This is a genomic window from Zhihengliuella halotolerans, assembly GCF_004217565.1.
Lineage (GTDB): Bacteria > Actinomycetota > Actinomycetes > Actinomycetales > Micrococcaceae > Zhihengliuella > Zhihengliuella halotolerans.
On the sequence record NZ_SHLA01000001.1, the window covers coordinates 382010 to 408267 of the forward strand.

The 26258-nt window shown below is 68.2% G+C and carries 26 protein-coding genes; 12 read left to right on the forward strand and 14 right to left on the reverse strand.

Going from position 1 to position 26258, the window contains the following annotated elements:
• Positions 1-58: 58 nt before the first annotated feature.
• Positions 59-907: a carbohydrate ABC transporter permease gene (locus tag EV380_RS01670; protein ID WP_242607681.1), complete on the reverse strand. Its 849-nt coding sequence runs from the start codon at positions 905-907 to the stop codon at positions 59-61.
• A 56-nt stretch (positions 908-963) separates the two neighbouring features.
• A complete protein-coding gene (locus tag EV380_RS01675; protein WP_130448884.1) occupies positions 964-1980 on the reverse strand; it encodes a carbohydrate ABC transporter permease in 1017 nt (338 codons plus the stop codon).
• Positions 1981-2267: 287 nt separating this feature from the next.
• On the opposite strand from EV380_RS01675, the gene infA reads away from it, so the two are divergent.
• The 6 genes from infA (at position 2268) to rplQ (ending at position 5494) form a co-directional block, all read left to right on the forward strand.
• On the forward strand, positions 2268-2489 hold the full coding sequence (infA, locus tag EV380_RS01680) for a translation initiation factor IF-1 (RefSeq protein ID WP_102159551.1): 222 nt from the start codon (positions 2268-2270) through the stop codon (positions 2487-2489).
• A 106-nt stretch (positions 2490-2595) separates the two neighbouring features.
• Positions 2596-2709, forward strand: a complete 114-nt coding sequence (rpmJ, locus tag EV380_RS01685) for a 50S ribosomal protein L36 (RefSeq protein ID WP_102159552.1) — start codon at positions 2596-2598, stop codon at positions 2707-2709.
• A 152-nt stretch (positions 2710-2861) separates the two neighbouring features.
• Positions 2862-3230 carry a 30S ribosomal protein S13 gene (gene rpsM / locus EV380_RS01690; RefSeq protein ID WP_102159553.1) on the forward strand — a complete coding sequence of 123 codons (369 nt, stop codon included), beginning with the start codon at positions 2862-2864 and terminating at the stop codon, positions 3228-3230.
• Positions 3231-3277: 47 nt separating this feature from the next.
• Complete coding sequence (gene rpsK / locus EV380_RS01695) at positions 3278-3679, forward strand: 30S ribosomal protein S11 (RefSeq protein ID WP_102159554.1); 402 nt, start codon at positions 3278-3280, stop codon at positions 3677-3679.
• A 173-nt stretch (positions 3680-3852) separates the two neighbouring features.
• Positions 3853-4860: a DNA-directed RNA polymerase subunit alpha gene (locus EV380_RS01700; RefSeq protein WP_102159555.1), complete on the forward strand. Its 1008-nt coding sequence runs from the start codon at positions 3853-3855 to the stop codon at positions 4858-4860.
• Positions 4861-4945: 85 nt separating this feature from the next.
• Positions 4946-5494: a 50S ribosomal protein L17 gene (gene rplQ, locus EV380_RS01705; RefSeq protein WP_130448886.1), complete on the forward strand. Its 549-nt coding sequence runs from the start codon at positions 4946-4948 to the stop codon at positions 5492-5494.
• An 88-nt stretch (positions 5495-5582) separates the two neighbouring features.
• Here the strand turns inward: rplQ and EV380_RS01710 are convergent, their stop codons facing one another.
• Positions 5583-7226 carry an integrase gene (locus tag EV380_RS01710; protein ID WP_130448888.1) on the reverse strand — a complete coding sequence of 548 codons (1644 nt, stop codon included), beginning with the start codon at positions 7224-7226 and terminating at the stop codon, positions 5583-5585.
• Between the two features lie 79 nt (positions 7227-7305).
• On the opposite strand from EV380_RS01710, the gene truA reads away from it, so the two are divergent.
• Entirely contained in the window at positions 7306-8268 is a 963-nt protein-coding gene (truA, locus tag EV380_RS01715; protein WP_130448890.1) for a tRNA pseudouridine(38-40) synthase TruA, read from the forward strand.
• A gap of 7 nt (positions 8269-8275) precedes the next feature.
• Here the strand turns inward: truA and EV380_RS01720 are convergent, their stop codons facing one another.
• The 8 genes from EV380_RS01720 to EV380_RS01755 form a co-directional block, all read right to left on the reverse strand.
• Positions 8276-9163: a type II secretion system F family protein gene (locus tag EV380_RS01720; protein ID WP_130448892.1), complete on the reverse strand. Its 888-nt coding sequence runs from the start codon at positions 9161-9163 to the stop codon at positions 8276-8278.
• Between the two features lie 7 nt (positions 9164-9170).
• Entirely contained in the window at positions 9171-10121 is a 951-nt protein-coding gene (locus tag EV380_RS01725) for a type II secretion system F family protein (protein WP_130448894.1), read from the reverse strand.
• The gene (locus EV380_RS01730) at positions 10118-11449 is read right to left on the reverse strand and encodes a TadA family conjugal transfer-associated ATPase (RefSeq protein ID WP_423219038.1); all 1332 of its coding nucleotides are present in this window, start codon (positions 11447-11449) and stop codon (positions 10118-10120) included. The genes EV380_RS01725 and EV380_RS01730 overlap by 4 nt, the downstream gene beginning before the upstream one ends.
• Positions 11450-11715: 266 nt before the next feature.
• A complete protein-coding gene (locus EV380_RS01735; protein WP_130448896.1) occupies positions 11716-12912 on the reverse strand; it encodes a CpaE/TadZ family protein in 1197 nt (398 codons plus the stop codon).
• Entirely contained in the window at positions 12909-13667 is a 759-nt protein-coding gene (gene cpaB / locus EV380_RS01740) for a Flp pilus assembly protein CpaB (RefSeq protein WP_102159561.1), read from the reverse strand. The genes EV380_RS01735 and cpaB overlap by 4 nt, the downstream gene beginning before the upstream one ends.
• A 45-nt stretch (positions 13668-13712) precedes the next feature.
• Positions 13713-14735 (reverse strand): pilus assembly protein TadG-related protein, encoded by a 1023-nt coding sequence (locus tag EV380_RS01745; RefSeq protein WP_165391862.1) that lies wholly within the window; start codon positions 14733-14735, stop codon positions 13713-13715.
• Positions 14732-15124 (reverse strand): TadE/TadG family type IV pilus assembly protein, encoded by a 393-nt coding sequence (locus EV380_RS01750; protein WP_130448900.1) that lies wholly within the window; start codon positions 15122-15124, stop codon positions 14732-14734. The genes EV380_RS01745 and EV380_RS01750 overlap by 4 nt, the downstream gene beginning before the upstream one ends.
• Positions 15125-15202: 78 nt before the next feature.
• Positions 15203-15418 carry a Flp family type IVb pilin gene (locus EV380_RS01755; protein WP_165391863.1) on the reverse strand — a complete coding sequence of 72 codons (216 nt, stop codon included), beginning with the start codon at positions 15416-15418 and terminating at the stop codon, positions 15203-15205.
• 674 nt (positions 15419-16092) lie between these two features.
• Here EV380_RS01755 and EV380_RS16785 point away from each other — a divergent pair.
• From EV380_RS16785 to glmM, 4 genes are all read left to right on the forward strand, one after another.
• Positions 16093-19074: a helix-turn-helix transcriptional regulator gene (locus EV380_RS16785; protein WP_130448902.1), complete on the forward strand. Its 2982-nt coding sequence runs from the start codon at positions 16093-16095 to the stop codon at positions 19072-19074.
• A gap of 276 nt (positions 19075-19350) precedes the next feature.
• Entirely contained in the window at positions 19351-19794 is a 444-nt protein-coding gene (rplM, locus tag EV380_RS01765; RefSeq protein WP_102159566.1) for a 50S ribosomal protein L13, read from the forward strand.
• Positions 19795-19836: 42 nt separating this feature from the next.
• Entirely contained in the window at positions 19837-20337 is a 501-nt protein-coding gene (gene rpsI, locus EV380_RS01770; protein ID WP_102159567.1) for a 30S ribosomal protein S9, read from the forward strand.
• Positions 20338-20509: 172 nt separating this feature from the next.
• Complete coding sequence (glmM, locus tag EV380_RS01775; RefSeq protein ID WP_130448904.1) at positions 20510-21868, forward strand: phosphoglucosamine mutase; 1359 nt, start codon at positions 20510-20512, stop codon at positions 21866-21868.
• Positions 21869-21890: 22 nt separating this feature from the next.
• Here glmM and EV380_RS01780 read toward each other — a convergent pair whose 3' ends face one another.
• The 3 genes from EV380_RS01780 to coaA all read right to left on the reverse strand — a co-directional run bounded on the left by EV380_RS01780 (position 21891) and on the right by coaA (position 24294).
• Positions 21891-22769 (reverse strand): nucleotidyltransferase family protein, encoded by an 879-nt coding sequence (locus EV380_RS01780; RefSeq protein ID WP_165391864.1) that lies wholly within the window; start codon positions 22767-22769, stop codon positions 21891-21893.
• Positions 22770-22888: 119 nt separating this feature from the next.
• Positions 22889-23278, reverse strand: coding sequence for a large conductance mechanosensitive channel protein MscL (gene mscL / locus EV380_RS01785; protein WP_102159570.1), 390 nt, complete (start codon positions 23276-23278; stop codon positions 22889-22891).
• 47 nt (positions 23279-23325) lie between these two features.
• Positions 23326-24294, reverse strand: a complete 969-nt coding sequence (gene coaA, locus EV380_RS01790; RefSeq protein ID WP_102159571.1) for a type I pantothenate kinase — start codon at positions 24292-24294, stop codon at positions 23326-23328.
• 87 nt (positions 24295-24381) lie between these two features.
• On the opposite strand from coaA, the gene glmS reads away from it, so the two are divergent.
• Positions 24382-26256 carry a glutamine--fructose-6-phosphate transaminase (isomerizing) gene (glmS, locus tag EV380_RS01795; protein WP_130448908.1) on the forward strand — a complete coding sequence of 625 codons (1875 nt, stop codon included), beginning with the start codon at positions 24382-24384 and terminating at the stop codon, positions 26254-26256.
• Positions 26257-26258: the final 2 nt, after the last annotated feature.

Sequence of the window (26258 nt, forward strand, 5' to 3'; positions counted from 1 at the left end):
CGAGCTGGTTACGGGCGGGTAGCTTCGGGTGGGCGGTTGCGTGTCGGCGTGGGCGTGCTCAGCCGGTTACGGAGCCCTGCGTCAAGCCGGAGACGATGTGCCGTTGGAGCACGGCGAAGACGACCAGCACGGGGACGATGACCAGCAAGGCCCCGGCCATGAGCACGCCCCACGCGGCGTTGCCCTCGGAGTTCTGCAGGAGGGTCAGGCCGACGGGCAGCGTCATGATGTTGGGGTCGTCGACGATGATCAGCGGCCAGATGTATTCGTTCCATTCGTTCACGATCGTCACGAGCCCGACGGTCGCGATCGTCGGCATCGATACCGGCACGATGATCTGCCACAGGCGCTTCCAGTGGTTCGCGCCGTCGACCTCGGCCGCCTCGACCAACGCGCCGGGCAGCGTCAGGAAGTGCTGGCGCAGCAGGAACGTGCCGAACGCGGTGCCGAGCCCGGGCAGGATGATGCCCCAGAGCGTGTTGCGCCCGCCTAGCTCCGTGATGAGCAGGAAGTTCGGCAGGACGGAGACCTGCGGCGGGACCATCAGCGCCACGAGAATGACGATGAAGACGGCGTTCTTGTAGGGGAACCGCACGAACACGAGCGCGTACGCGGTGAGGATCGCCAGCATCACCTTGATGACCGACCCGACCGCCGTGACGATCACCGAGTTCAGGAAGAACGTCGCGAACGGCACGCTGCTCATCGCGGTCGCGTAGTTCCCCAGCGTGGGCGCCTGCGGCAGGATCGCCAGGTCGGTGGTGATGATCTCGGACGCCGGCTTCATGGAGCTGAGCGCCATCCACGCCAGCGGCAGGAACACCATGAGTACGGACAGCGCCAGCGGCAGGTAGCCGCCGACCGCGCGGCGCACCCGGGCGGCCGGGGTCGGCACGGGGGTGGGGATCTCCTGGGTACGACGGCGGGGCCCGGAACGGTCGTGGATCTGGATCGGCGGCGTGCTCACGAGTAGTGCACCTTCTTCTCTACGAAGCGCAGCTGGAGCAGGGTGATGGCCAGCAGGATGACGAACAGGACGGTGGAGATCGCGGCGGAGTAGCCGGCGCGGTTGTAGGCGCCGAAGGCCTGCAGATACGCCTCGAAGAGCAGCGTCGAGGTGCCCTGGCCGAGCGGCGTCATGATACGGATGATGTCGAAGGCCTGCAGCGAGGAGAGCATGCAGGTGATCGAGAGGAAGAACGTCGTCGGCGAGAGCAGGGGCAGTTTGATGGAGACGAGCTGCCGCCAGCCGGAGGCGCCGTCGAGCGAGGAGGCCGCGAGGACGTCCTGACTCATGGATTGCAGCCCCGCGAGGTAGACGACCGCGCAATAGCCGAGGTTCTTCCAGATGTAGACCAACGTGACCATCGTCAGCGCCAGATCCGGGTCGTTGATCCACTGTGGGCTGGAGGCGCCGAACTGGCGCAGGAACCAGGCCAGGACTCCGTAGACGGGGTCGAAGATGAACAGCCAGACCAGGCCGATGCCGACGCCGGAGAGAACGTAGGGCGCGAACACGGCGGAGCGGGCGAACGTCGTCCCGCGCAGGTTCTGGTTCAGCACGAAGGCGATCGCGAGGCCGAGCACCATCGAGCCGCCGACGGTGGCGAGCGTGAAGACCGCCGTCGTGCTGAGGATCTCCCGGGCGTCGGGCCCGGTGAAGAAGCGGACGTAGTTGGCGAGCCCCACCTGAGTGGCGGTGGGGGAGCCGAGCGTCCAGTCCAGGAACGAGTACTGCATGTTCGCGATGAGCGGCCGGTACGTGAAGAGCAGAATGAGGATCAGGTTCGGCAGCGCGAAGGCGAGGAAGACCCAGAAGTCGCGCCGGGTGCGCAGGCTGCGCCGGCGGAAGTCCTTCGGGTTGACGGTGCGCGGTTCGGTGCGCGGCCCGGCGTGTGTTCCGGCGGGCCGGCCGGTCTCGTCGTCAGGCAGCAGGGGCGCCGGGGTGCCGGCGGCTGCCGTGGTGGGCGGTGAAGTCATGCCCGATAGCGTTCCAGCCCCCGGTGCGCCTGGGTTGGCGAGGGGGCGAACGCGGGGTTGCCGGCGGGCGAACGGTCGGAGACGGCGGCGCGGATGGGGTGTGTCCGGCGTCGCACGGACAGGATTTCAGTTTCGGCACCGGAGCCGGTACGCTTGACTGTTGGTTGTCTCTATGCGCATGCCCAAAAAATGGCCCCTCCTGAGGTGCCGGGGGTGCGTGCGTCGATCCAATCAGAAACTATCAACGCCGGGAGCGCAAGCAACCGGCACAAAAGTTAGCGGAGGATATGGCCAAGAAAGAGGGTGTCATCGAGGTAGAGGGCACCGTATCGGAAGCTCTGCCCAACGCGATGTTTCGCGTTGAGCTGCCGAACGGTCACGTCGTGCTTGCCACTATCTCGGGCAAGATGCGTCAGCACTACATTCGAATCCTTCCCGAGGACCGGGTCGTCGTGGAACTCAGCCCGTACGACCTGAACCGCGGCCGAATCACTTACCGCTACAAGTAGAGACCGCAGCACCTGCGAAGCATCCGGCCCGGAGACGGGGCGGTTCGTTCCGCAGGCGCGTTGGCGACTACTGCTCCACTCAAAACCACATCGCAAAGGAAATGCCTTGAAGGTCAACCCTAGCGTGAAGCCGATCTGCGAAAAGTGCAAAGTGATCCGCCGTCGTGGCGTGGTCATGGTGATCTGCGATAACCCACGCCACAAGCAGCGCCAGGGCTAATTCCCCGTACGGGAACCCCTGCGCGTAGTTAGTAATTTCGGCAGTACAGCGTCCACTACGCGGGACGCACACCCTCGGCACGGAGGCCGAGGACCGGGAGACCGGGTCGTACTGCTTCAGACCTCCGAATCAAGAACAGGAAGACAACCACTATGGCTCGTCTCGCTGGCGTAGACATCCCGCGCGAGAAGCGCGTGATCATTGCGCTCACCTACATCTACGGCGTGGGCAAGACCCGTGCAGAACAGACGATCGCGGAAACGGGCATCGACCCGAACACGCGCGTCAAGGACCTCAACGACGAGCAGCTGCTGCAGCTGCGCGACTTCATCGAAGGCAACTTCACGGTCGAAGGCGACCTCCGCCGCGAAGTGGCAGCCGACATCCGCCGCAAGGTCGAGATCGGCTCCTACGAGGGCATCCGCCACCGCAAGGGCCTTCCGGTCCGCGGTCAGCGCACCAAGACCAACGCTCGCACCCGCAAGGGTCCGAAGCGCACCGTCGCCGGTAAGAAGAAGTAAGACCGCTTTCAGCGGCACTCAAGCCCAAATCTCGTAGGAGTACATCAATGCCCCCAAAGACTCGTGGAGCGGCACGTAAGCCGCGTCGCAAGGACAAGAAGAACATCACGCTGGGCCAGGCCCACATCAAGTCCACGTTCAACAACACCATCGTGTCCATCACGGACCCGACCGGTGCTGTTATCTCGTGGGCTTCGGCCGGTGAGGTCGGCTTCAAGGGTTCGCGCAAGTCGACCCCGTACGCCGCTCAGATGGCCGCCGAGTCCGCTGCAAAGCGCGCTCAGGAGCACGGCATGAAGAAGGTCGACGTCTTCGTGAAGGGCCCGGGTTCGGGCCGCGAGACCGCGATCCGCTCGCTGCAGGCCGCCGGCCTCGAGGTGGGTTCGATCCAGGACGTTTCCCCGAGCGCTCACAACGGCTGCCGCCCGCCGAAGCGCCGCCGCGTCTAAGTTGCTTCTCAGCGGCGGGCACCGTGCCGCCGTCGTACTGTCATGCAGTACGACGGCGGCCGTGCCCGCCGGAGCGTCAACTCACTTCAAAGACGGACGCCATCCACGGCCAACGTCGTTTCCACCCACATGTGTTGCGTCATATAGCGGACGCTCGCTGAAAGGAAATGTAAGTGCTTATTGCACAGCGCCCCACCCTCACTGAAGAAGTAGTCTCTGACAACCGCTCCCGGTTCACGATTGAACCGCTGGAGCCGGGCTTCGGCTACACCCTCGGTAACTCGCTCCGCCGTACGCTGCTCTCCTCGATTCCTGGTGCTGCTGTCACCAGCGTTCGTATCGACGGTGTGCTGCACGAGTTCACGACCGTTCAGGGTGTGAAGGAAGACGTCACCGAACTCGTCCTGAACATCAAGAACCTTGCTGTGTCCTCCGAGCACGACGAGCCGGTCGTCGCCTACCTGCGCAAGCAGGGCCCGGGCGTCGTGACCGCGGCTGACATCACCCCGCCCGCCGGTGTGGAGTTCCACAACCCGGACCTGCACATCGCGACGCTGAATGCCGATGGCAAGTTCGACATGGAGCTGACCATCGAGCGCGGCCGCGGCTACGTGTCGGCCTCGCAGAACAAGAGCGCAGATCAGGAGATCGGCCGCATCCCGGTCGACTCGATCTACTCCCCGGTTCTGAAGGTCACCTTCCGCGTCGAGGCGACTCGTGTCGAGCAGCGCACCGACTTCGACAAGCTCATCGTCGACGTCGAGACCAAGGAATCGATCGTCCCGCGCGACGCCGTGGCTTCCGCCGGCACCACGCTGGTCGAGCTCTTCGGTCTGGCGCGCGAGCTGAACTCGGCTGCCGAAGGCATCGAGATCGGCCCGTCGCCGACGGACCAGGCCCTGGCCGCCGACATGGCGCTGCCGATCGAGGACCTGGACCTGACGGTTCGCTCGTATAACTGCCTCAAGCGCGAGGGCATCCACACCGTGGGTGAGCTCGTGGCACGCTCCGAGGCTGACCTGATGGACATCCGCAACTTTGGTGCGAAGTCCATCGACGAGGTCAAGGCCAAGCTGATCGACCTGGGTCTGAACCTGAAGGATTCCCCTCCAGGCTACGATCTGGCCGCACACGCTGCCTCGATCGAGGACGACGCCGAGTTCGGTGACGAAGAGGCCTAAGGCCCTTCACCTACATCAGTAGTTTTCAGTCCGACTTTCCCGCCGCGAGGCGCGGAAGCCCGGACTCCACTTGAGGAGAAATACCATGCCTACCCCCGCTAAGGGCCCGCGTCTCGGTGGCGGTGCCGCCCACGAGCGCCTGATGCTCGCAAACCTGGCTGCCCAGCTGTTCGAGCACAAGCAGATCACCACCACGGTTCACAAGGCCAAGCGCCTGCGCCCGTACGCCGAGCGCCTCGTGACCTTCGCCAAGCGTGGCGACCTGGCTTCGCGTCGCCGCGTCCAGGCCGCGATCGCTTCGCGCAGCCGCACCAACAAGAGCATCGTTTTCGAGCTGTTCGAGAACATCGCTCCGGTGATGGCCAACCGCGACGGCGGCTACACCCGCATCACCAAGATCGGCAACCGCAAGGGCGACAACGCCCCCATGGCCGTCATCTCCCTGGTGATGGAGCCCGTCTCCCCGAAGCAGGCCGTTGTGGCCGAGGCCGAGAAGGCTGCTGAGAAGGCTGCCCCGGCGACCGAGGCTCCGGCCGAGGAAACCGTCGAGGCGCAGGTCGAGGAGACCACCGAGGCTCAGGTCGAGGAGACCCCCGAGACCGAGGCCAAGGCCGAGGAGACCAAGGAGGCCTAAGCTCTTCGAGCCGACCTCCGCGCGTCTTCCGCGCTGCAGGGCCCGCACCCCACAAGGGTGCGGGCCCTGCGCCTTTTAGTATTCCTGGCTATTCGAGGAGACTGTGCACGGGCGGCCCCTCGCCCAGATCGACCTTCTTCAAGCTCAACTCCGCACGGGCCGCGAGGCTCAGTGGTTCGACGCCGTCCGTCAGCTGGGCGTGCACGAGGCGGTCGAGCACGGCCCCCACGAGGGGAGCGGTGGTGCGAACGGCGACGGCGAGGGTCTGCGCCGAGGCCGCGCCGCCATGGACCACGATGTTCCGGTTGCGGTACAAGCGGCGGAAGGCCAGCTCCATCTGGCGCCTTACCGCCTTGAGCGTTCCGGTCTTGTCCTTGATGAGCTCGAGCATCCGCTCCTGCGCCGCGCGGTCACGCGAATCCGACAGACTCAGATTCCCCGTCGTCCGGAGTTGATGGAGAAGGTGCCCGCACCGTTCTTGGTTGCTCGCCGCACCTTCCAGACGTATGTCCAGAGCGGTGACGTCCTGCCGTTTGGAATACGAGAGGCTCGTCAACTCGGCTCGCGGCCACGAGCAGGTCGCGAGCAGGGCGGCCCGTGAAGTTGCGACGAGTCCGCGCCCTTTCTTGACGTCGACGGGATTTTCGGACGTGAACAGCAGACCTTCGAGGGCGGACCAGCCATTGACAATGGGCTGCCCGGGCGAGCTGCTGTTGTTGAGAGACGAGGCCAGCTCGAGGGCGTCGTCCAGGCGGCTGACTGTGGATCCGACGGCGTGCACTCGGTCGCCTACTCCCAGTGAATGCAGGAAGATGCCCCGGTGGGCCTCCTCCAGCGGGAATTGCCGAATCGCGCCGGTGGCCTGGTTGAGAATCCAGACGATCCCAGCTGGCGCGATGTTCCGGTAGCCGGGAACGAAGCTGCTGCGTGAGAGGATCCGCCCGCGAATCGCGGAAGCCTCCTGGAGGGCCGAGTGCTCATCCATGGCACTCAAGTCGTATCGGAAGCCGCCCATGAAGTAGACGCCCTTGGTCAGGGCTTTCCGGGAGTCGCCGAGCCAGAGTTTGATCGCCGGCGCGTCCCGCCATGCAGGATTTGAACGAGCGGCGTTTGCTCGAGGCATCGAGGTGAACGGGATGGCGACGGTGAATTTCGTCGGCTTCTGCCGTCGCAGGGAGTCTGCGGATTCGAGCATTTCCCCCAGTTCCACGCAATTCTCGATGTGATTGGTGATCCAGCCGTGGAGCATCGACATGCTGTATCCGGTGTCGAGCAGTGTGGCCGCGATGGCCCGGGCGGCCCGTTCGGCTCCAGGTGGAGAATTCGAGTCGATGGCGTCCCGCCAGAACTTCAGGTATTGGCGCTTCGCCTGCTCCGTGAGCTGATCAAGCGATTGCCAGTGCCCGGAACCGTACGGGACATTCGTCGACAGCTCAGCGTTGATGATCTCGGTCTTCTTCGGTCCGCCGATGCCGGGGTCCTTGGCGATCATCGTGCCGAGGTCTGCGGACAGGCTCTTGACCGCCGACGGGTGCAGGACGCCTTCGCTCTGCCAGCGGGACGCATCGAGGAGTTCAGTGAGGGTCGAGAGCGTGCCGGCCTCCCAAAGCCGGCGCTGCCACGGCGCCGACGGGAGGAAGAAGTCCTGCAGGCGGGTGGCGATATGAGTCGCGTAGGGGTCCTGGCCGATGATCCGCGAGGTCCGCGGCTTGGTGCTCTTGCCTGCTGCCATGGTTTCCGGACTCCGTTCTCGATGTCGGGGCTGCCCGGTCCGCGGCGCGGGCCGGTGCTGTCCCCATAGAATGATCGTCATGCGTTCGAACGATCCCCTCGCCGAAGCAGGCCTCGTCGTCCCCGCCGCCGAGGGCGGGCACGACGGCGGTGCCCCGGCCCCCGCTCTCGTGCGGATCAAGGTGCTGCTCGCGTACGACGGTGCCGAATTCTCCGGGTGGGCCACCCAGCCCGGCCGGATCACGGTGCAGGGCCGGCTCGAGGAAGGGCTCGAGCTGCTGGTCCGCCGCCGCGTCCGGACGACGGTCGCCGGCCGCACCGACGCCGGCGTGCACGCCCGCGGTCAGGTCGCGCACTTCGACCTGACCGAGGAAGAGGTGGCAGGGCTCTCCCGCGGACGCGACATCGATCCGATGCGTTCGCTCCTGCGCCGCCTGCGCGGCGTGCTCACCCGGCACGGGCAGGCGATCCTGATCCGCTCCGTCGAGGTCGCGCCCTCCGGTTTCGATGCCCGGTTCTCCGCGCTCTGGCGCCGCTACTCGTACCGCATCGCCGACGGCCCCGACCGGTGGGACCCGCTCGAGCGGCGGACCACTCTCTGGCACGCCGACCCCGTCGACCTCGTCGCGATGAACGCGGGCGTCGCCGCTCTGCTCGGTCAGCACGATTTCCTGAGCTTCTGCAAGCCCCGTGAGCGTGCGACGACGATCCGCACGCTCACGGACTGCCGCTTCGAGCGCGGGGCGGACGGAGTGATCACGGCTCACCTGCGCGCGGACGCGTTCTGCCACAACATGGTGCGGGCCGTCATCGGCGCGGCGCTGCGCGTCGGCGACGGGCGCGAAGCCGCGGGCTGGATCGCGGAGCGGCTGGACGCCCGGGTGCGCGATGCGAAGTCGATCCTCGCCGCGCCCCACCCGCTCGTGCTCGAGGAAGTGGCCTACCCGGACGACGCCGCGGAGCTCGCCGCCCGCGCCGAGCTGACCCGGGCACGGCGCGCCCCGGCCGATGCGGGCGGCTCGCCCGGCATCTCCGGCGGTTGACGAGGGATCAGCCGCCAAAGAGCGGGCTCTCGAGGATGTTGATGACGGCGGGGCCCATGACCACGATGAAGATCGTCGGGAAGATGAAGAAGAGCAGCGGGAAGAGGATTTTCACCGGCAGCTTCATCGCCTTCTCCTCGGCCCGCTGACGACGCTTCACGCGCATCTGTGCCGCCTGCGCCGCCAGCACCCGGGAGATGCCGATGCCGTAGCGGTCGGCCTGCGTCACGGCGCGGACGAACGATCTCAGGTCAGCCACGGTGGACCGCTCCGCGAGAGCCTCATACGCCTCGCGCCGGGAGCGGCCGACCTGCATCTCTTGCAGGGTCCGGCCCATCTCCTGGGCCATGGGGCTGCTTCCGACGGCGACGCGCGACATCGCCTGCTCGAGCCCGAGGCCCGCTTCGACGGCGATGAGCAGCTGGTCGAGCACGTTCGGCAGCTCCTGCAGGATCGCCTGCTGGCGTTTGATCGAGGCGTTCAGGACCAGCAGGTCCGGAAGGAAGTAGGCGAAGGCCGTCAGCAGGAGCCACCCGGCGACGGTCGACGGGGCGGGCGAGCCGATGACGACGAGACCGCCGAGGACGAAGCCGGCGAACGCGGCCAGTGGTTTGACCGTGAGGAGCCGGTCCAGAGGCCAGGCCGTGGGACGGCCCGCGTAAGCGAGCAGCCGGTCCAGCCGCGTCTCGTAGGTCCCCGGGGTCAGGCGCCGGGCCAGGCCCGCGAAGCTCCGGGTTCCGTGGGTCGGCGCGGCGTCGTCGACGCCCGCGCGGGCGAGGTTCTGCTGGATGAGGACGAACTGGCGCCGGTCCACGGCGACGAGCCCGTACGCGAGCGCAGCCACGGGCAGCACCGTCAGCGCGATCGCCGCCCATCCGAACCAGGTGATGTCCATGCCGCCCCTAGAACTCGATCCGCGTCATGCGGGTGAGCACGATGGTGCCGATCGCGAGCATGAGGGCGCCGACGACCAGCATGATGAGACCGATGGGATGCGTGACGAGCTGGCCGATATATCCGGGGTTCAGCAGTGACATCAGCAGGGACAGGGCGAAGGGCAGCGCGATCAGGATGTAGGCGGAGATCCGTCCCTCGGCGGACAGCGCCCGGACCTGGCCCTTGAGTTCCGCCCGCTCGCGGATCGTGGCCCCCACCTGGTCGAGCACGCGGGCGAGGTCACCGCCGACCTCCCGGTTGATGCGGATCGCCTCGGCGATCCACGCGAAGTCCTCGGAGCGCATCCGCTCGGACGCCTCGAGCATCGTGCTCTCGAGATTGCGGCCCACACGCGACTCGTTGACGATCCGGCTGAGGACCCCGCTCATCGGCGCTCCGAACTCTCCCGCCGCCGCATCGAAGGCGCGCAGCACGGAGTGCCCGGCCCGCAGGCTGCCGGCAAGCGTCAGGAGGAGGTCGGGCAGCTGCTCCTCGAAGGTCGCCCGCCGCCGTTGGGTCCGCACGTGCAGCACGACGGCGACGCCTCCCGGAACGGCCAGCGCGAAGAGCGGCGCGGCGGGAGGGCCGGCGAGGGCCCAGCCGAGGGCGGCCGCGACGGCGCTGCCGATGATTGTGAGCACGACGATCTCCGCGGGGGACTGGCGCACGCCGGCCTTCTCAAGAGTCTCGGCGGTCAGCCAGCCGCGGCCTGTGGTGCCGATCTTGGCCTCGACGGCGGTCACCGCCGCCCCGCCGACGCGTGCGATCGTGGACTCTTCGCCCGCGGCGCCGTCGGGCCGTCGTCGTTCCCGCCCGACGCGGGACGTCGCAGGGCGGAAGGCGACGAGTACGCCGAGGGTGAGCGCGGCGACGACGGCGGCGAGCCCGCCGATCAGGAGCCAGGCCGCCGGGTTCACCGCAGGCCGCCGTCGAACAGGCCGGGCGGGAGCGCGACACCGACGTCGTGGAAGTGCTCGACGAAGCGCGGGCGCACCCCCGTGGGGACGGGACGGCCGAGGAATCGGCCGTGCGCGTCGACGCCGGCCGCGTAGTCGAACGCGAACGCGTCCTGAAGCGTGACCACGTCGCCCTCCATGCCCTGGACCTCGGTCACGTGGGTGACGCGCCGGGTGCCGTCGCGCAGGCGCGTCAGGTGCACGACGACGTCGACCGCGGAGGAGATCTGCTCGCGGATCGCCCGCAGCGGCAAGTCCATGCCGGCCATGAGGACAAGGGTCTCGAGGCGGGCGATGGCGTCGCGCGGGGAATTGGCGTGGACCGTGGAGATCGAGCCGTCATGGCCGGTGTTCATGGCCTGGAGCATGTCGAGGGTCTCGCCGCCGCGGACCTCGCCGACGATGATGCGGTCCGGGCGCATGCGCAGCGAGTTCCGCACGAGGTCGCGGATCGTGATGGCGCCGCTGCCCTCGATGTTGGGCGGACGGGACTCGAGGCGCACCACATGGTCCTGCTGCAGCTGCAGCTCGACGGCGTCCTCGATGGTGATGATCCGCTCATCGTTGGGGATGAAGGAGGAGAGGACGTTGAGCAGGGTCGTCTTGCCGGTGCCGGTGCCGCCGGAGATGATGATGTTCAGGCGGGCCTCGACGCACGCGCGCAGCAGGTGGGCCATCTCCGGGGTGAGCGTGCCGAAGTCGATCAGGTTCCGCACGGTGAGCGGGACGGCGCCGAACTTCCGGATCGTCAGGCTGGGTCCGTTGACGGCCAGCGGCGGGATGATGGCGTTGACGCGGGAGCCGTCCTCGAGGCGCGCGTCCACCAGGGGTGAGGACTCGTCGATCCGGCGTCCCACGCGGGAGACGATCCGCTCGATGACCCGGCGCAGGTGCTCGTCCGTACTGAATCCGGCATCGACCTGGGCGAGGCGACCGTTGCGTTCGACGAAGATCTGCCGGTGGTCGTTGACCATGATTTCGGTGACCGTGTCGTCGTCGAGGAGCCGCTGCAGGGGCCCGAGGCCGAGGACCTCGTCGCCGATGTCGCGGATCAGCCGCAGGCGCTCCTCGGGCGTGAGCGGCACCTGCTCGGCGTCGATCGCGCGGCTCAGCTCGTCGCGGGCGAGCCGGCGCAGGGAGTCCTCGGTCATGTTGGGGTCGCTGATGCGTGATCCGAGCCGCTGGAAGAGGGTGTCGGCGGCGCGGGCTTTGAGGCCGGCGAGGGCGTCTCGGCCTCCAGCGCCGGTGTTGCGCTCGCCTGCGGCCCGGGAGCGGGACGGGATCGGCACCTCGGCCCGGTGCCCCGCGCCGTCGGGCGAGCCGCTCGACGGGGCGCTGAAGACGGAGGAGTCGGCGATGGGGGCGTTCGTCGTCTCGAGTGCGCCCGTGGACGCAGGGGGCTGTTCGGCGCTCGCCGGGGAGTCGGGCGAGGGGCTCTCGGGCGTCGGCAGCGTGCCGGTTCCAAGCGTGGTGGCCGGGAATGTGCCGGAGGACGGGGCGACGGCTTCGCCGCCCTGCCCCGTACTGCGGTTCGCCCGCAGTCGGTCGGAGAGTTTCACGAGACGACCTCCCGTCGGTGCTGCTGGCGGAGACGCTGGCGCTCCTCGGCGTCGAACCGGTCGACGAGTTTCGCGAGGCCGCGGAAGGCGCTGTCGTGCCGCCCGTCGGCGATGTGCGGGATACCGCGGTTCGTGCTCAGCGGGAGCGTCCGCGAACGGGGGATGACGACGTCGACGGGGGCACCGAGCGTCGACTCGATGTCCCCGATCGTCAGGCCGCTGCGCTTGTCGGCGAAGTTGACCACCGTGTGCCGCCCGCGCGGGACGAGCTGCAGCTCTCCGAGAACGGCGAGGGCGTTGTTGGTGCCGCGGACGCTGGGCACGTCCATGCCGCAGATCCAGACAGCGGTGGTCGTCCGCTCCAGTGCGGCGAGGAGGTGCTCGCCGAGCCCGGGGGCCGTGTCGATCACGACGTAGTCGAATTCGACGGCGAGCTGATCGATGAGCAGCCCCGTCTGGTCTGGGGTGATCTGGTCGGCGTCGGCCGGGGTGCGCGGTCCGCACAAAGCGTAGACGCCGTGGTCGGTGCGGGCGAGGAAGGCCTTGAGCACCACGGAGTCCTGGGCGGCCACGTTGTGGGCGGCGTCGGTGATGACGTGCTCGGGGTCGAGGTTCAGGGCGCTGGCGACGTCGCCGAACTGCAGGTCGAGGTCCACGACGACGACCCGCTGCGGTGCGATGCGCGCGAGCCCGACGGCCAGATTGGTCGCCACGGTCGTCTTGCCGACCCCGCCTTTGGGGGAGAGGACGGTGATGACCTCGCCGCGGGGCCGTGCCGAGTCGGCTCCGGCCGGGTGCCGGCGTCGTTCGACGGCGGCGCACGCGCGTTCGACGGCCAGCCGCAGCGCGGCGGGGTCCGCGTCCGCGGCCGCGACGTCGCGGATCCCGGCCCGCATCGCCGAGCGCATGAGCTCGGGATCCTCATCCGACTCGGTGATCAGGACGACCGCGACGTCCGGGGCCGTCGCCGCGAGCGAGGAGGCCAGACGCAGCGCCGTGTCCGTGGCGACGTCCGGTCCGAGGATCACGACGTCGGTCGGTTCGCCGATGCTGCGCCGGAGCACGTCGTCGGAGGGTTGCGCGGCGGCACCGGCGCCGATCCGGTACACGGACCCCGGCACGGTGGAGTTGAGGCCCGCGTTGAGCCGGGCCTCGAGCGGCTGGCGGTCGGAGATCAGCAGAAAGCGGCTCATCGGAGGATCTCCTCGATGTCCAAGATCTCGGCTCCCGAGTCACCGGGCCGGGTGTCGTCGTTCTGCTTGGTGAGCCACGTCAGCCCGAAGTCCTGGGTGAAAATGATTCGACCGGCCTGGTCGGTGTCGACGGCGAACGTCACGAAGGCCGAACCGGTGGGCAGGGCGGAGACGCCGTCGGGCGCCGCCGTGTCGGTCTGCTCGGGAGACGCGATTTGAATGCCCGTGACGAGCACCTGCTCCATGAGGAGTCTCGTGTACTTCTCATTGGCACCTGCTTCCTCTCCGCCGACGACGCGGACCTCGTAGTTGCCGAAGATCCCGACCCGGTCTCCGGCGCGGATCTTGCCGCCGACGACGCGCGCGGGGTCGAGCGCGACGGTCACCTCCTGCAGTCCTTCGGGGACGGGCACCGTCCCGGGCTCTAGTTGCTCGGCCGGGTCGACGAGTTTGGCCTCCAGCAGCTGCTCGCCGGCCAGAACGGGCTGGCCCAGGACCAGCCCGTCGCGGCCCTCGAGATCGCTCAGGGCGCCGTCGGCGACGGCGTTGGTCGGCAGCGTGGCGGTTTCGAGGAAGTCGCTGAGCTCGGCGACGGCCGTGCCGGCCTCGATATCGGCGGTCGCGACGAGGACCACCTGCGGTTCGAGGCCGGCCTGCGCCCGCTGGTCCGCACCGCGGACGTAGTTCAGGAGCAGGATGGCCCCGACCACGGCCAACACGAGTGCGACGATGCCGCCGACGAGCCTGCTGTTCATGGTTCTCCTTGTGGTTGACGCCGCGCGCGGCGTTCGGATGCGGTGCTACTCGACGAGCGATGGCGGGACGGTGACGCCGTAGTCGATTCCTCCACCTCCGCCGAGCTCGTCGGGTTCGTAGATCGTCACGAACTTCCCGTAGACGCCGCGGCAACTGCTGGTGCAGCCGGGGGGCAGGGTCGAGTTGTTCGGATACTGGTCGGGGGAGCCGCCGCCGGAGAACTTCCAGGCCTCGATCTCGAAGGCCGCGATTCCGGTGATCTCCCACTCCACGTTGGAGCCCGTCAGCCCGTTGCTGTCGGAAATGACGGGGAAGTACACGGTCGCCGCCCCCTCGGATGCGATGGACGCGATCCACGCCTCGAGCGTCTCCTGACAGATGGCTTTCACACCCCCGGAGGCCGGCAGGGAGTTTCCGGTGTCGCCGGGGTAGAAGGTGCCCGCGCCGGTGTCGATGTTCACCTCGCACGCTCCGTCCGGATCGAGCCAGCCCCAGTTGCCCGGAATCGCGCTGCCGTGGGGATTGCACGGGCTCGCCGCGTAGGTGAGCCACCGGGCGGTGTCGACGCCGGAGGCCAGAAAGTCCTGCAGCGCGCATTCGGAGAACGGGAGCGGGAACGAGAAGGTGCCCATCGTCGGCCCGCCCCACGCGGCGACGGCACGGGCACGGACGCCGACCGTGTCGGTGCCGAAGAGCTGGCCGAACCAGACCGCGGAGCCGTTGACATCGGGCCCGCCGGGTTCGCGGGCCTCGGTGATGACGGTGACTTCCTGAGCCGCGAGGTCGACACTCGTGTTCGCCGCGGATGCGCCGTCGGCCGCGTTGGCATCGGTCAGGGAATCGCCGAGCGCCGAATCGTTTGCGCACGCTGGTGCAGCCGGATCCTTGGCGCATGCGTTGGCGACGCCCAGGGCCGCCGCGTCCGCGCTGTTCTGGAGTTCGGCCTGCTCCCAGAAGAGCTTGCCGAAGTCCACGGCGATCGCGGTGAACAGGAGCAGCACGACCATGAGGACGGCGACCATGACTGCGGAACCGCCGCTCTCGTCACTCAGCCCGGGGCGTTTCACGCTTCGCATTGCATGGCCCCCTTGGCCTTGATCTGGGCGGGTAGCGGGAAGAGCCCCAAGAGGGGGGCGTTGGGGCCCGCGATCACCACGGAGATCGTCACCCCTTCAGGGCACCCTGCCTGCGAGGCCGTGGCGCTCGTGATGTCGACGGTGGGTGCGCCGGCATCGGCGACGGCGACGAGGTCGAACCCGGGGTCGTTGTGGTGCAGGACGTAGGCCCGCGCCGCGGCGCGGGCCCCCTGTGTCGCCGAGATCTGCTGGTTGAAGTACCAGGCGTACTCCAGGATGCCGAAGTTGAGACCGAGCAGGAGCGGGATGATCAGGGCGAACTCGACCGCGGAGCCGCCGTGCTCCTGACGGATATTAATTTTCGTGCGGCTTCGGAACACGGCGCACCTCCCCTGGGTCGACGACGGTTCTGCGGCGGGGCGAGTGGTCCCGCCCCGCAGCGAGTGGTGCGGATCGGCCTAGAGGCCGTCCGCGATGCCCTGGAGGTAGGCGCCGATCTCGGTCCAGAGGTTGTTGAGTGCCCCGGTCATCGCGGCGGCTCCGATCAGGACGACGAGCGAGATCAGCCCGATGGTCAGGCCGTACTCGACGGCGGTGGCGCCCTTCTCTTCGCGGCGCAGGCGACCGCCGAGCGTCTCGAGGGCGAGGTAGATGTTGGCGAAGAAGGTGTTCATGGCTTGATTCCCCATCGTGTTAGCGGAAGCGGCACCGGCCGCGTCCTAGTGCTGATGTGATGTCCGAAGGGTTTTCGAGGCCGCCCGTGTCCGGGGCGACGCCAGCCGTTTCCGGCTCCTCGAACGGCCTTCGACCGTCGCGTCTGACCTGCAGCGTAGGAGCGCCATCGCCGGCTGTCCATGGGTACGGGGATGGCTTGTGGGTACGGATCCGGCAACGGCGTCGGGCGGAAATCGGTCGGCTCGGGAGAGATATTCACGGGCCAGCAGAAAAAGCCGATGGTTTAACCTTTGAATAACGCGGAAGTTTGCAGAGAAACTAGATTGTGAAGGCATTGTCTTCGATCTGAAAACACCTGCTAGTTTCCTGCGTAAGTCTTGAGTAAATTCCCGTAGTCCTCCATGGAACCTCAAGTGAGCAGGGGGTTGGTACGTGGACCATACGTGGTTGATGCAGGTGAATACGAGGGTGATACGGGACTTCGCGGGCAGGATACGTGAACCTTCAACAACCCCTTGTTGATCGCGAATAAGCGACCGTAAATTGATTTCAGTCGTCGTTTCGGCGACGGCCCCTCGCGTGCACACGCCGGAGTTTTCTCACCCCCCCCCGATGGCTTCGGGGTGTGCCTGCCGGGGGGCTTTTTCATGCCCGCACTACTACACTGGCGTGCATGGGGAAATTGCGGCCCGAAAATCTCACGATCGGCCGCGGAGACGCGGTCGCGCGTCTGCGCGCGGCGGCCGATCAGGTCGCCGCGGGTCACCACCGGTTCGTCGTCCTCGAAGGGCACGTCGGCGCCGGCAAGTCGGAGGTCCTGTGGGCGGCGCTGGAGGGTGTGCTGCACTGGCCGCGCAAGTTCGCCTCCCTCGAGCCGGGTGATCGGTTCGTTCCCGGCTCCGCGGCCTGCAAACTCGTTCCCGGTATGACGCCGGAGCTGACGTCGGACGTTTCCCGGGCGGTGGCGTTCGCGCTCTCCGTGTTGGACACGTTCGAAGAGCCGACGATCATCATTCTCGAGAACGCGCAGTGGACGGACACCGTCTCCACCAAGATCATGTCCGGCATCCTCCCGAACCTGGGCAACTACCCGGTGCTCTTCATCAGCACCGTGCGGCCGTGCGTCGATGAACCGGCGAAGCAGCTGATCCGGGCTGCGCTGGCGCCGGCGACGTCTTCGTACATCGACCTGCCGCCGCTGGATGCCGCGGAGACGCGGACGGCGCTGTCGGCGATGATCGGCGCGCCCGTGGGGCCCGCGCTCGCGGGGCGGCTGCATGAGCTCACGGGAGGACTGCCGCTGCTGCTCGAGGAGGCCGTGCGCGTGCTGCGCCACCGCCGCCACGACGCCGACGCCGTCGCCGACGCGCTGGACGTCTTCGCCGCCCGGACCGCGCGCAGGCTGCGCGATTTCGATGCCGCGGTCGCGGACACGCTGACCTTCCTGACGCCGACGGGGAGGGCGGTCATGCGCGTCCTCGCGCTGAGTCCGGACCCGTTGAGCGTCGCCCAGATCGAGCAGGCGTGCGGCCTGAACGAACTCGGCACCGCGGATCTGGCACCACTCCAGGATGCGGATCTCATCCAGTGGGAGCCGGGCGAGCGCGGCTACCGCCTCTCGCTGCCGCCGATCGCCCAGGGCGTGCGCCAGGCGATGCTGCCCGACGAGATCGCCGGCACCCACCGGGCGCTGGGTGAGATCGGCGAGGTCGCGTCGACGCCGCTGCACCGCTTCCTGGGCCGACATCCGGAGGCCCTCGGCGGCAGCAAGCTCGCCGAAGGCCCCAACGGGCGGGTCCCCGCCGACGTCGCCGAGCACGTGCTGCGGCTGCTGGACAGCCGCGAGCACGGCCGCGTGACCGACTATCTGAACGCGCTGGCGCGGGCGTGCCCCGGTGACGAGACGCTCGGGCTGGTCCTCCTGGCCCGCTGGCGCGAACCCCGCGAGGACCTGCGAGCCCCGCTCCGCTTCGCGATGCGCGGCGCCCGGTGCCCCCTGCTGCTCTCCGTTGCGCGGGCCGTCCAGCACTTCGCCGAGGCCCACTACGAGGCCGCCGTCGCCGAGCTCACGCACGCCGGGGCCGTCGACGTGGACAGCCCGGTGGCGACGTTCGTCTTCCTGCAGGCAGTCGACCGGGTCGCCCGCACGGACGCCGTGCGCGGGACCCTGTTCCAGAGCCGTGACCTGCGCCGGGTCGCCGCCGCGCACCTGCGGCGGCTCGAGCACGGCGGCATCGCCACGGTCGACGGTGGCGGCACCGCGCTCGCCGCGTTCGCCCGGCCATCCCGGCTCGACGCTCTGCACGCGAGCTTCGCCCTGTGGGACGAGCTGGCCGAACTTGTGCCGCAGCCCGGCCCCGTGCAGCCGGGCGGATTCGCGGAGCTCGCCCGAAGCCAGTCCGCGCGGTTCGCGGCCCTGCCCGACACCGAGGACGATGTTCTCGCGGTGCGCGTCTTCGCCGCGGCCCGCGCCCGCGACTACAGCGACCGCCCCTCCGTGGCGCGGATCCTCGGGCACCGCGCCGTGGTCGAGGCGGGCAGCGAGGAGCTCTCCGCCGACGCCTACTGCCAGCTCGCGCTGACGTATTTCGACGCCGGCCAGTTCTCCCGCGCCGAGGAGTTCGCGACCCTGGGCCGCGCGCTCGTGTTCGGCACCTACAACTCCGAGCTGCTGCTCACCGCCGAGGCCGTGGGCGTGCTCGTCGCCGGCGCGCGCGAGGGGCAGGACGGCGTCGCGCCGCTGCTCGCCGAGCTGCAGAGCACCCCCGACGCGCTGTGGCTCCCGTTCGTGCACCTGGCGTCCGTGTATGCGCGCGCCTGGGCCGCCACGGCGGACGGGGACCACGACGACGTCGTGGCGGCCCTGCTGCCCGTCTCCGACAACGTGCTCGGCTGGCAGCCGCTCGGCATGGCTGCCCTGACGCTGCTGGCCCGCGCCCAGTACTACTCCGGCAGCGCGGCACTCGCCGGCGAGGCCCTGGAACTCATCGAGGCCTACGGGATCACGGCGACCGAGCCGGTGGCCTCGTTCGTGACCGCCTACGTGCGCGCCCTGGCCGCCGCCGACGACGACCCGCGCCGGGCTGCTGACGAGTACTCCGCGGCGCTGGCCGCGGCGGCGCGCATCCCCGATATCTCGACCGGGGCCCCCGACAGCCGCGGCGGCGGACTGCGGATCTACCGGGCGCTGGCCGCCTACGACTACGGCCGGCTCGTCGTGGAGTCCGGCGGCGTCCTGCGCGGCCACGCGCTCGAGGCGTTCCGCGCGGCGCTCGGCGCCCAGCAGCTGTGGATCGGCTGCCGGGCGCCCAGCCTGCGGGAGGCGAGCGGCGCCGTCGTGCGGGGTCTGCGGGAGCTGCTCGACGGGCAGGGGATCGAAGCCGCGGCCGACGACGGCGCCCTTCCCGCGACGCCCTCGCGCAGTAGGTTGGCCGCGAAGGGTGCGGCGCTCGCTGGCCTGACCCGGAGGGAGCGGGAGATCGCGGGGCTGATCGGACTCGGGCTGATGAACAAGGAGATCGCCGATCGGCTCGTGATCTCGGTGCGGACGGCCGAGTACCACGCGGCGAACATCGCCCGGAAACTGCGGCTCGGTTCGCGCAGCGAGGTCCGCGACATGTTCGCGGAGAACGGGCGGTCGCCGGGGGAGCGGTGAGCCCCTGTCCGAATTGGGGACGGCGCGCGGATCTGCTAGGATTTGTAGCTGTTGTGCATACCCGTGCCTGACATCCCACATTTCACGTGACGGCCTCGTTGCAGGGCCCTGGTCGGTGACGTGTGCAGGCGTTACAAGGGAACCGGTTGGAATCAGTCCTCACCTGATGAACTGGTAGAGCGCTACTCGTAACACAGTGCGCGTGCTACGGACGGATCTCACAGCCGTCTTGGCAGGTGCACTTGACCAGTAACCAAGGAAACGAAGGCAATTACCGTGCGTACGTACACCCCGAAGCCCGGCGACGCAGATCGCAAGTGGCACGTCATCGACGCCACTGACGTCGTTCTGGGCCGCCTCGCCAGCCAGACCGCAACTCTGCTGCGTGGCAAGCACAAGCCGACCTTTGCTCCGCATCAGGACATGGGCGACTTCGTGATCATCATCAACGCCGAGAAGGTTGCCCTGACGGGTGCCAAGCTCGAGCAGAAGCGTGCCTACCGCCACTCCGGCTACCCGGGCGGCCTGAAGTCCGAGACCTACGCGGAACTTCTGGAGAAGAACCCGGTCCGCGCCGTGGAGAAGGCTATTTCCGGCATGCTTCCCAAGAACAAGTTGGCTGCTCAGCAGATGGCCAAGCTGAAGGTTTACCGTGGCGCGGAGCACCCGCACGCCGCGCAGGAGCCGAAGGCATTCGAAATCACCCAGGTCGCGCAGTAGCGCTGGGCCCCGAAACAAGAGAACTAGTTTTCAAGGAGAATCGTGGCTCAGAACACTGAAGAGCTGAACGAGGTCGAGGCTGAGACCCCCTCGACCTACACCACCGAGTCGACCCCGTCTGAAGAGACCGTTGTCGCCGAGCGCCCGGCCCTGACCATCGGCGGCTCCGCTGTCGGTCGTCGCAAGGAAGCCATCGCTCGCGTGCGTCTCGTCCCGGGCACGGGCAAGTGGACCATCAACGGCCGCTCGCTCGAGGAGTACTTCCCGAACAAGCTGCACCAGCAGGACGTCAACGAGCCGTTCAAGCTCCTCGGCCTCGAGGGTGCTTACGACGTCGCCGCCCGCATCACCGGCGGTGGCGACTCGGGCCAGGCCGGCGCGCTGCGCCTGGGCATCGCCCGCTCGCTGAACGAGATCGACCGCGAGAACAACCGCCCGGCCCTCAAGAAGGCCGGATACCTGACCCGCGACGCTCGTGTGATCGAGCGTAAGAAGGCCGGTCTCAAGAAGGCCCGCAAGGCCTCGCAGTTCTCGAAGCGCTAAACCGCTTCTCACGGGGCGGAAACGTGGTTTCCGCTCCGGTTTGGGGGCCCCGCAGCCAAACGGCTGCGGGGCCCTTGTGCTTGAATCTATGTGGGGTTTAGCACAGAAAGTTTGTCCGGAATCGTCGGTAATACGGCGATTCTCGCAGGTTGGGGTCTTAGGATAGGCAACGATGAGCAGACTATTTGGTACCGACGGCGTCCGCGGTAAAGCGAACCAGTTGATCACGCCGCAACTGGCGATGTCGCTGGCCCAGGCGGCCGCGGTCGTCCTCGGATTCAATCAGGCGGAGGCCGGTAAACGGCCCGTGGCCGTCGTCGCGAAGGACCCGCGCATCAGCGGCGACTTCATCTCTGCGGCGATCGAGGCGGGCCTCGCGGCCGCAGGTGTCGACGTGTACGACGCCGGCACGCTGCCGACGCCGGCCGCGGCGTATCTGGTCGCCGACCTCGACGCCGACTTCGGTGTCATGATCTCGGCCTCGCACAACGCGGCGCCCGACAACGGCATCAAGTTCCTCGCGCGCGGCGGGCAGAAGCTCGACGACGCCCTCGAGGACGCGATCGAGGCGCAGCTCGAGCTGGAGCCGCCGCGCCCGCTGGGCGCCGACGTCGGACGTATCCGGCGCTTCGCCGACGCCGAGGATCGCTACGTGGTGCACCTGCTGAGCACCATGCCCAACCGCCTGAGCGGGTTGAAGGTCGTTCTGGACTGCGCCCACGGCGCCGCGAGCGGCTGCTCGCCCCAGGTCTTCAAGGACGCCGGCGCGGACATCGTCGTCATCGGTGCCGATCCCGACGGCGTCAACATCAACGACGGCTACGGCTCGACCCACCTCGGGCCGCTGCAGGCCGCCGTCATCGAGCACGGCGCGGACCTCGGCATCGCCCACGACGGCGACGCGGACCGCTGCCTCGCGGTGGACCACGAGGGCAACGTCGTCAACGGCGACGAGATCATGGCCATCATGGCCACGACGCTCAAGGAGCAGGGCCGGCTCAAAGACGACACACTCGTCGCGACGGTCATGAGCAACCTCGGCCTGAAGATCGCGATGGAGGAGGCCGGCATCCGCATCGAGGAGACCGGCGTCGGCGACCGCTACGTGCTCGAGGCGATGCGCGCCAAGGGCTACAACCTGGGCGGCGAGCAGTCCGGGCACGTGATCTTCTCCGACCACGCCACGACCGGCGACGGCGTGCTGACCGGTCTGCACATCGCGGCCCGCGTCGCGGCGACCGGCAAGAGCCTCAAGGAGCTCGCGGCGACCATGCAGGTCCTGCCGCAGGTGCTGATCAACGTCAAGGACGTCGACAAGACGGCCTTCGGTTCCAACGCGGCGGTCGCGGCCGCGGTCTCGGACGTCGAATCGGAGCTCGGCCCCAACGGCCGCGTGCTGCTGCGCCCGTCCGGCACGGAGCCCGTCGTGCGCGTGATGGTCGAGGCCACCGAGCAGGAAGTGGCCGAGGACATGGCCCGCCGCCTCGCGATGATCGTGCAGACGGAGCTCGCGCTGACGACGTCCGTCTGACCCGCGTCTCGGGTCCGTCGGCTCAGCGGGCCTTGCGCCACTGGGCGACGGCCGGTGGCAGCCGCTTCGCGAAGCGCGCCAGGCGCTCCACCCGCGCCGCCCACACGCGAGACGCGCTCGCCTCGAGCAGGGTGATGTCGTGGGCCGCGAGCTGTTCGCGCCGCGGGAAGAGACCCCGGTAGACGTACCGCGGCCGGTCGCGCCACGGCACGGACTGCAGGTGCAGCAGGCGGAAGACACCGGGCTCGGAGACCTCCGAACGCAGCCGCCACGAGTCGCCCGCCGCCGGCAGAAGCCGCGTGTCGGCCTCGGGGAACGCGGCCTCGATGAACGCGCGCAGCGGCCCGAGCGACTCCGTGCGGCGGGCGAGCGACTCGAACTCCGTCCACGAGGGCAGCGGGGCGTGCGTGAGCAGGTATTCGAGTTCGGCGACGTTGCGGGGCTTGTGCGCCTCGCGCAGGGCGTGCAGCGCCTGGACGAGGACCGTGGCCGTCAGGTCGAGCCCGAACACCTGACGCCCGCCGAGCGTTGTGGCCCGGCGCCGCTCCCAGAGGGCCTCGAACACGTGGTTCGCATCTGCCTCGAGGCCGGGATAGCTGTGGTGCACGTCGATGTCCGCGGGCCAGCTCGGGTGGTAGAGCGTCACGGAGTGCAGCGGGTGCTCGCCGTCGTGCGTCGTCGGCCGCTCGCGCCAGCCCCGCTGGGCGAGGGCCTCGAGCAGCCGGGCCGTCTCGCGCGGGTCGACGAGGAGATCGATATCGGAGGAGGGGCGCGCGGAGCGCACACCGAGTTCGGTCGCCGGGGGCCCCTTCAGGATGACGGCGCGCAACCCGTGGCTGTCCGCGAGGGAGAAGACGAGTGCAGCTGACAGCTCGATCGCCTCACCAAGACGCAAGTCCACCCGATCCCCCCCTATCCTGTCCGGCTTCTAAGGGTTCAGCATACCCACCCCGGCACAATGCGCTTAAACGACTGAAGACGGTGGGTCCGTCAGACCGGCCCACCGTCTTCCGGTGATGGTTAGCGGTTGGTCGAGAGGGAGTCGCGGATCTCGGTCAGCAGCACGATCTGCGGGTCGACTTGCTCCTCCTCGGTGATGCCGAGGCGCTTGTTGCGGGCGTCGATCATCTTGTTCATCGGCATGACGACGACGAAGTAGATCGCGGCCGCGATGAGCAGGAAGTTCACAATGGCGGTCAGCACGGCGCCGATCGCGATCTCGTTGCCGTTGAGGGTCACGAGCAGGAACTCGTCGAAGTTCGGCGATCCGACGAGGGCCGAGATCAGCGGCATGAGCACGCGCTCGACGAGCGCGGTGACGACGGCGCCGAAGGCACCACCGAGGACGACGGCCACGGCAAGGTCGACGACGTTGCCCTTCATCACGAAATCTTTGAATCCACTAAGCATGGACAAAAGAGTACCGCCGTCGGCCGGCGCTTGTCGGGAGTTCTGTATTAAATCTTGCGCAACAACATGCGACGGATGGAGTGGTCCGCGTCCTTGGTCAGCACCAGCTGGGCGCGGCCGCGGGTCGGCAGCACGTTCTCGCGCAGGTTCGGCTCGTTGATGCGGTGCCAGATGTCCAGGGCGGTCTCGCGGGCCTCGTCGTCGGTGAGCGTCGAATATCGGTGGAAGTAGGAGGCCGGGTCGGCGAAGGCGCCGCTGCGCAGCTTCATGAACCGCCTCACGTACCAGTCCTCGATGTCCTGCGTGCGGGCGTCGACGTAGACGGAGAAGTCGAAGAAGTCGCTCAGCGCGAGCCCTGCGGTGCCGTTGGAGCGGATGCGCGCGGGCGCGAGCACGTTCAGACCCTCGACGATCAGGACGTCCGGGCGCCGCACCACGACCTCCGCATCCGGAAGGATGTTGTAGGTCAGGTGCGAGTACATGGGGGCGCGGACCTCGTCGGCGCCGGACTTGACCTCGGAGACGAAGCGCAGGAGCCCCCGGCGGTCGTAGGACTCCGGGAAGCCCTTGCGGTGCATAATCCCGCGGCGCTTGAGCTCCTCGTTGGGGTGCAGGAATCCGTCGGTGGTGACCAATTGCACATCGGGAGTATCGGGCCAGCGGCGCAGCATCTCCTGGAGGACGCGCGCCGTCGTCGACTTTCCGACGGCGACCGAGCCGCCGACGCCGATCACGAACGGCGTGCGCTGGGTCTCCTCGCCGAGGAACGTGTTGGTGACCTGGTGCAGGTGCCCCGCGCCCTGGACGTAGAGGTAGAGGAGCCGGGAGAGAGGCAGATACACCTCGCGGATTTCCGCGAGATTCAGCTGTTCGCCGAGGCCGCTGAGGCGGTCGAGGTCGTCCATGTCCAGCGGCTGCTCGATGGAGTGGGCCAGCCGCGCCCAGGTCGGGCGCTCGAGCTCGATGAAGGGGGAGACTCCGTTGTCGGTTACCCGGGTATCAGTCACCCACGACATTGTGCCAAAGCTTTCGGGAGCCTCTAAACGCGTGTCCGTGGTCTCTTGATCTCCGGATTTGCCTAATTGCGCGATACCCTAGTGCCCATGTGTGGAATCGTTGGCTATGTTGGCCGTAATACCAAGACGACAGGTGACCACGGCGCGCTGGACGTCGTGCTCGAAGGGCTGCGCCGCCTGGAGTACCGCGGCTACGACTCGGCCGGCGTGGCCGTCCTGACTGACTCCGGCGTCGAGGCACGGAAGAAGTCCGGCAAGCTCGTGAATCTCGTGAACGAGATCGCGGAGAGCCCGCTGGCGGAGTCGTTGACGGGCATCGGGCACACCCGCTGGGCGACCCATGGCGGCCCGACCGACCAGAACGCGCACCCGCACCTGGCCGACGGCGGCCGCCTCGCCCTGATCCACAACGGCATCATCGAGAACTTCGCCGAGATCAAGCAGACCCTCGTCGCCAAGGGCTACGAGTTCCTCTCCGAGACCGACACCGAGGTTTCCGCCGTCCTGCTCGGTGACATCTACCGCGGCGAAGGCGCAGGCGATCTGACCGTCTCGATGCAGCTCGCGAGCCAGAAGCTCGAGGGCGCGTTCACCCTGCTGGCCGTGCACGAGGACCACCCGGGAGTCGTCGTCGCCTCGCGCCGCAATTCCCCACTCGTCGTCGGCCTCGGCGACAACGAGAACTTCCTCGGCTCCGACGTCTCCGGCTTCATCGACTTCACCCGTCGCGCCGTCGAGCTTGGCCAGGACCAGATCGTCACGATCACCCCCGAGAACCACGTCATCACCGACTTCTTCGGCAACCCGGCCGAGGGCCGCGAGTTCTCCGTCGACTGGGACGCCGCCGCGGCCGAGAAGGGCGGCTTCGCCTCCTTCATGGCCAAGGAGATCCACGACCAGCCCGCCGCCGTCGCCGACACCCTGCTGGGCCGCGCCGACGCCGAGGGCCGCCTGACGCTCGACGAGCTGCGCATCGATCCGGAGAAGCTCAAGGGCATCTCCAAAATCATCGTGCTCGCGTGCGGCACGTCGGCCTACGCCGGCTCCGTCGCCAAGTACGCGATCGAGTCCTGGTGCCGCATCCCTGTCGAGGTCGAGCTCTCCCACGAGTTCCGCTACCGCGAGCCGATCGTCGACGAGAACACGCTGATCGTCTCGATCTCGCAGTCGGGCGAGACCATGGACACGCTCATGGCGGTCCGCTACGCCAAGGAGCAGGGCGCCAAGACGCTCTCGATCTGCAACACCAACGGGTCCACGATCCCGCGCGAGTCCGACGCCGTGCTCTACACGCACGCCGGCCCGGAGATCGCCGTCGCCTCCACCAAGGCGTTCCTCGCCCAGATCACGGCCACCTACGTGCTCGGCCTCTACCTGGGGCACCTGCGCGGGAACCTCTTCACCGGCCAGATCAAGGACATCCTCGCCGACCTCGGCAAGATCCCGGCCAAGATCCAGGACATCCTGGACCGCGAGGACGAGATCAAGGAGCTGGCCCGCTCGATGTCCGAGGAGCAGTCGGTGCTCTTCCTGGGCCGCCACGTCGGCTACCCGGTGGCCATGGAGGGCGCTCTCAAGCTCAAGGAGATCGCCTACATCCACGCCGAGGGCTTCGCCGCCGGCGAGCTCAAGCACGGCCCGATTGCGCTGATCGACGACGGCCAGCCCGTCTTCGTCGTCGTGCCGTCCCCGCGCGGCCGCGACTCGCTGCACGCCAAGGTCGTCTCCAACATCCAGGAGGTCCGCGCCCGCGGCGCCAAGACCCTGGTCATCGCGGAGGAGGGCGATGAGGACGTGCAGCGCTACGCCGAGTTCGTCTTCTACGTCCCGGAGACCCCGACGCTGCTGATGCCGCTGCTGGCGACGGTCCCGCTGCAGATCTTTGCGTGCGAGCTGGCCACGGCCAAGGGCTTCGACGTGGACCAGCCGCGCAACCTCGCCAAGTCCGTCACGGTCGAGTAGGC

Coding starts and splice junctions, on each gene's coding strand:
- EV380_RS01675 (WP_130448884.1), bottom strand. CDS start 1,980: ATGACTTCACCGCCCACCACGGCAGCCGCCGGCACCCCGGCGCCCCTG.
- infA (WP_102159551.1), top strand. CDS start 2,268: ATGGCCAAGAAAGAGGGTGTCATCGAGGTAGAGGGCACCGTATCGGAA.
- rpsM (WP_102159553.1), top strand. CDS start 2,862: ATGGCTCGTCTCGCTGGCGTAGACATCCCGCGCGAGAAGCGCGTGATC.
- rpsK (WP_102159554.1), top strand. CDS start 3,278: ATGCCCCCAAAGACTCGTGGAGCGGCACGTAAGCCGCGTCGCAAGGAC.
- rplQ (WP_130448886.1), top strand. CDS start 4,946: ATGCCTACCCCCGCTAAGGGCCCGCGTCTCGGTGGCGGTGCCGCCCAC.
- EV380_RS01710 (WP_130448888.1), bottom strand. CDS start 7,226: ATGGCAGCAGGCAAGAGCACCAAGCCGCGGACCTCGCGGATCATCGGC.
- truA (WP_130448890.1), top strand. CDS start 7,306: ATGCGTTCGAACGATCCCCTCGCCGAAGCAGGCCTCGTCGTCCCCGCC.
- EV380_RS01720 (WP_130448892.1), bottom strand. CDS start 9,163: ATGGACATCACCTGGTTCGGATGGGCGGCGATCGCGCTGACGGTGCTG.
- EV380_RS01735 (WP_130448896.1), bottom strand. CDS start 12,912: ATGAGCCGCTTTCTGCTGATCTCCGACCGCCAGCCGCTCGAGGCCCGG.
- cpaB (WP_102159561.1), bottom strand. CDS start 13,667: ATGAACAGCAGGCTCGTCGGCGGCATCGTCGCACTCGTGTTGGCCGTG.
- EV380_RS01755 (WP_165391863.1), bottom strand. CDS start 15,418: ATGAACACCTTCTTCGCCAACATCTACCTCGCCCTCGAGACGCTCGGC.
- EV380_RS16785 (WP_130448902.1), top strand. CDS start 16,093: ATGGGGAAATTGCGGCCCGAAAATCTCACGATCGGCCGCGGAGACGCG.
- glmM (WP_130448904.1), top strand. CDS start 20,510: ATGAGCAGACTATTTGGTACCGACGGCGTCCGCGGTAAAGCGAACCAG.
- mscL (WP_102159570.1), bottom strand. CDS start 23,278: ATGCTTAGTGGATTCAAAGATTTCGTGATGAAGGGCAACGTCGTCGAC.
- coaA (WP_102159571.1), bottom strand. CDS start 24,294: ATGTCGTGGGTGACTGATACCCGGGTAACCGACAACGGAGTCTCCCCC.
- glmS (WP_130448908.1), top strand. CDS start 24,382: ATGTGTGGAATCGTTGGCTATGTTGGCCGTAATACCAAGACGACAGGT.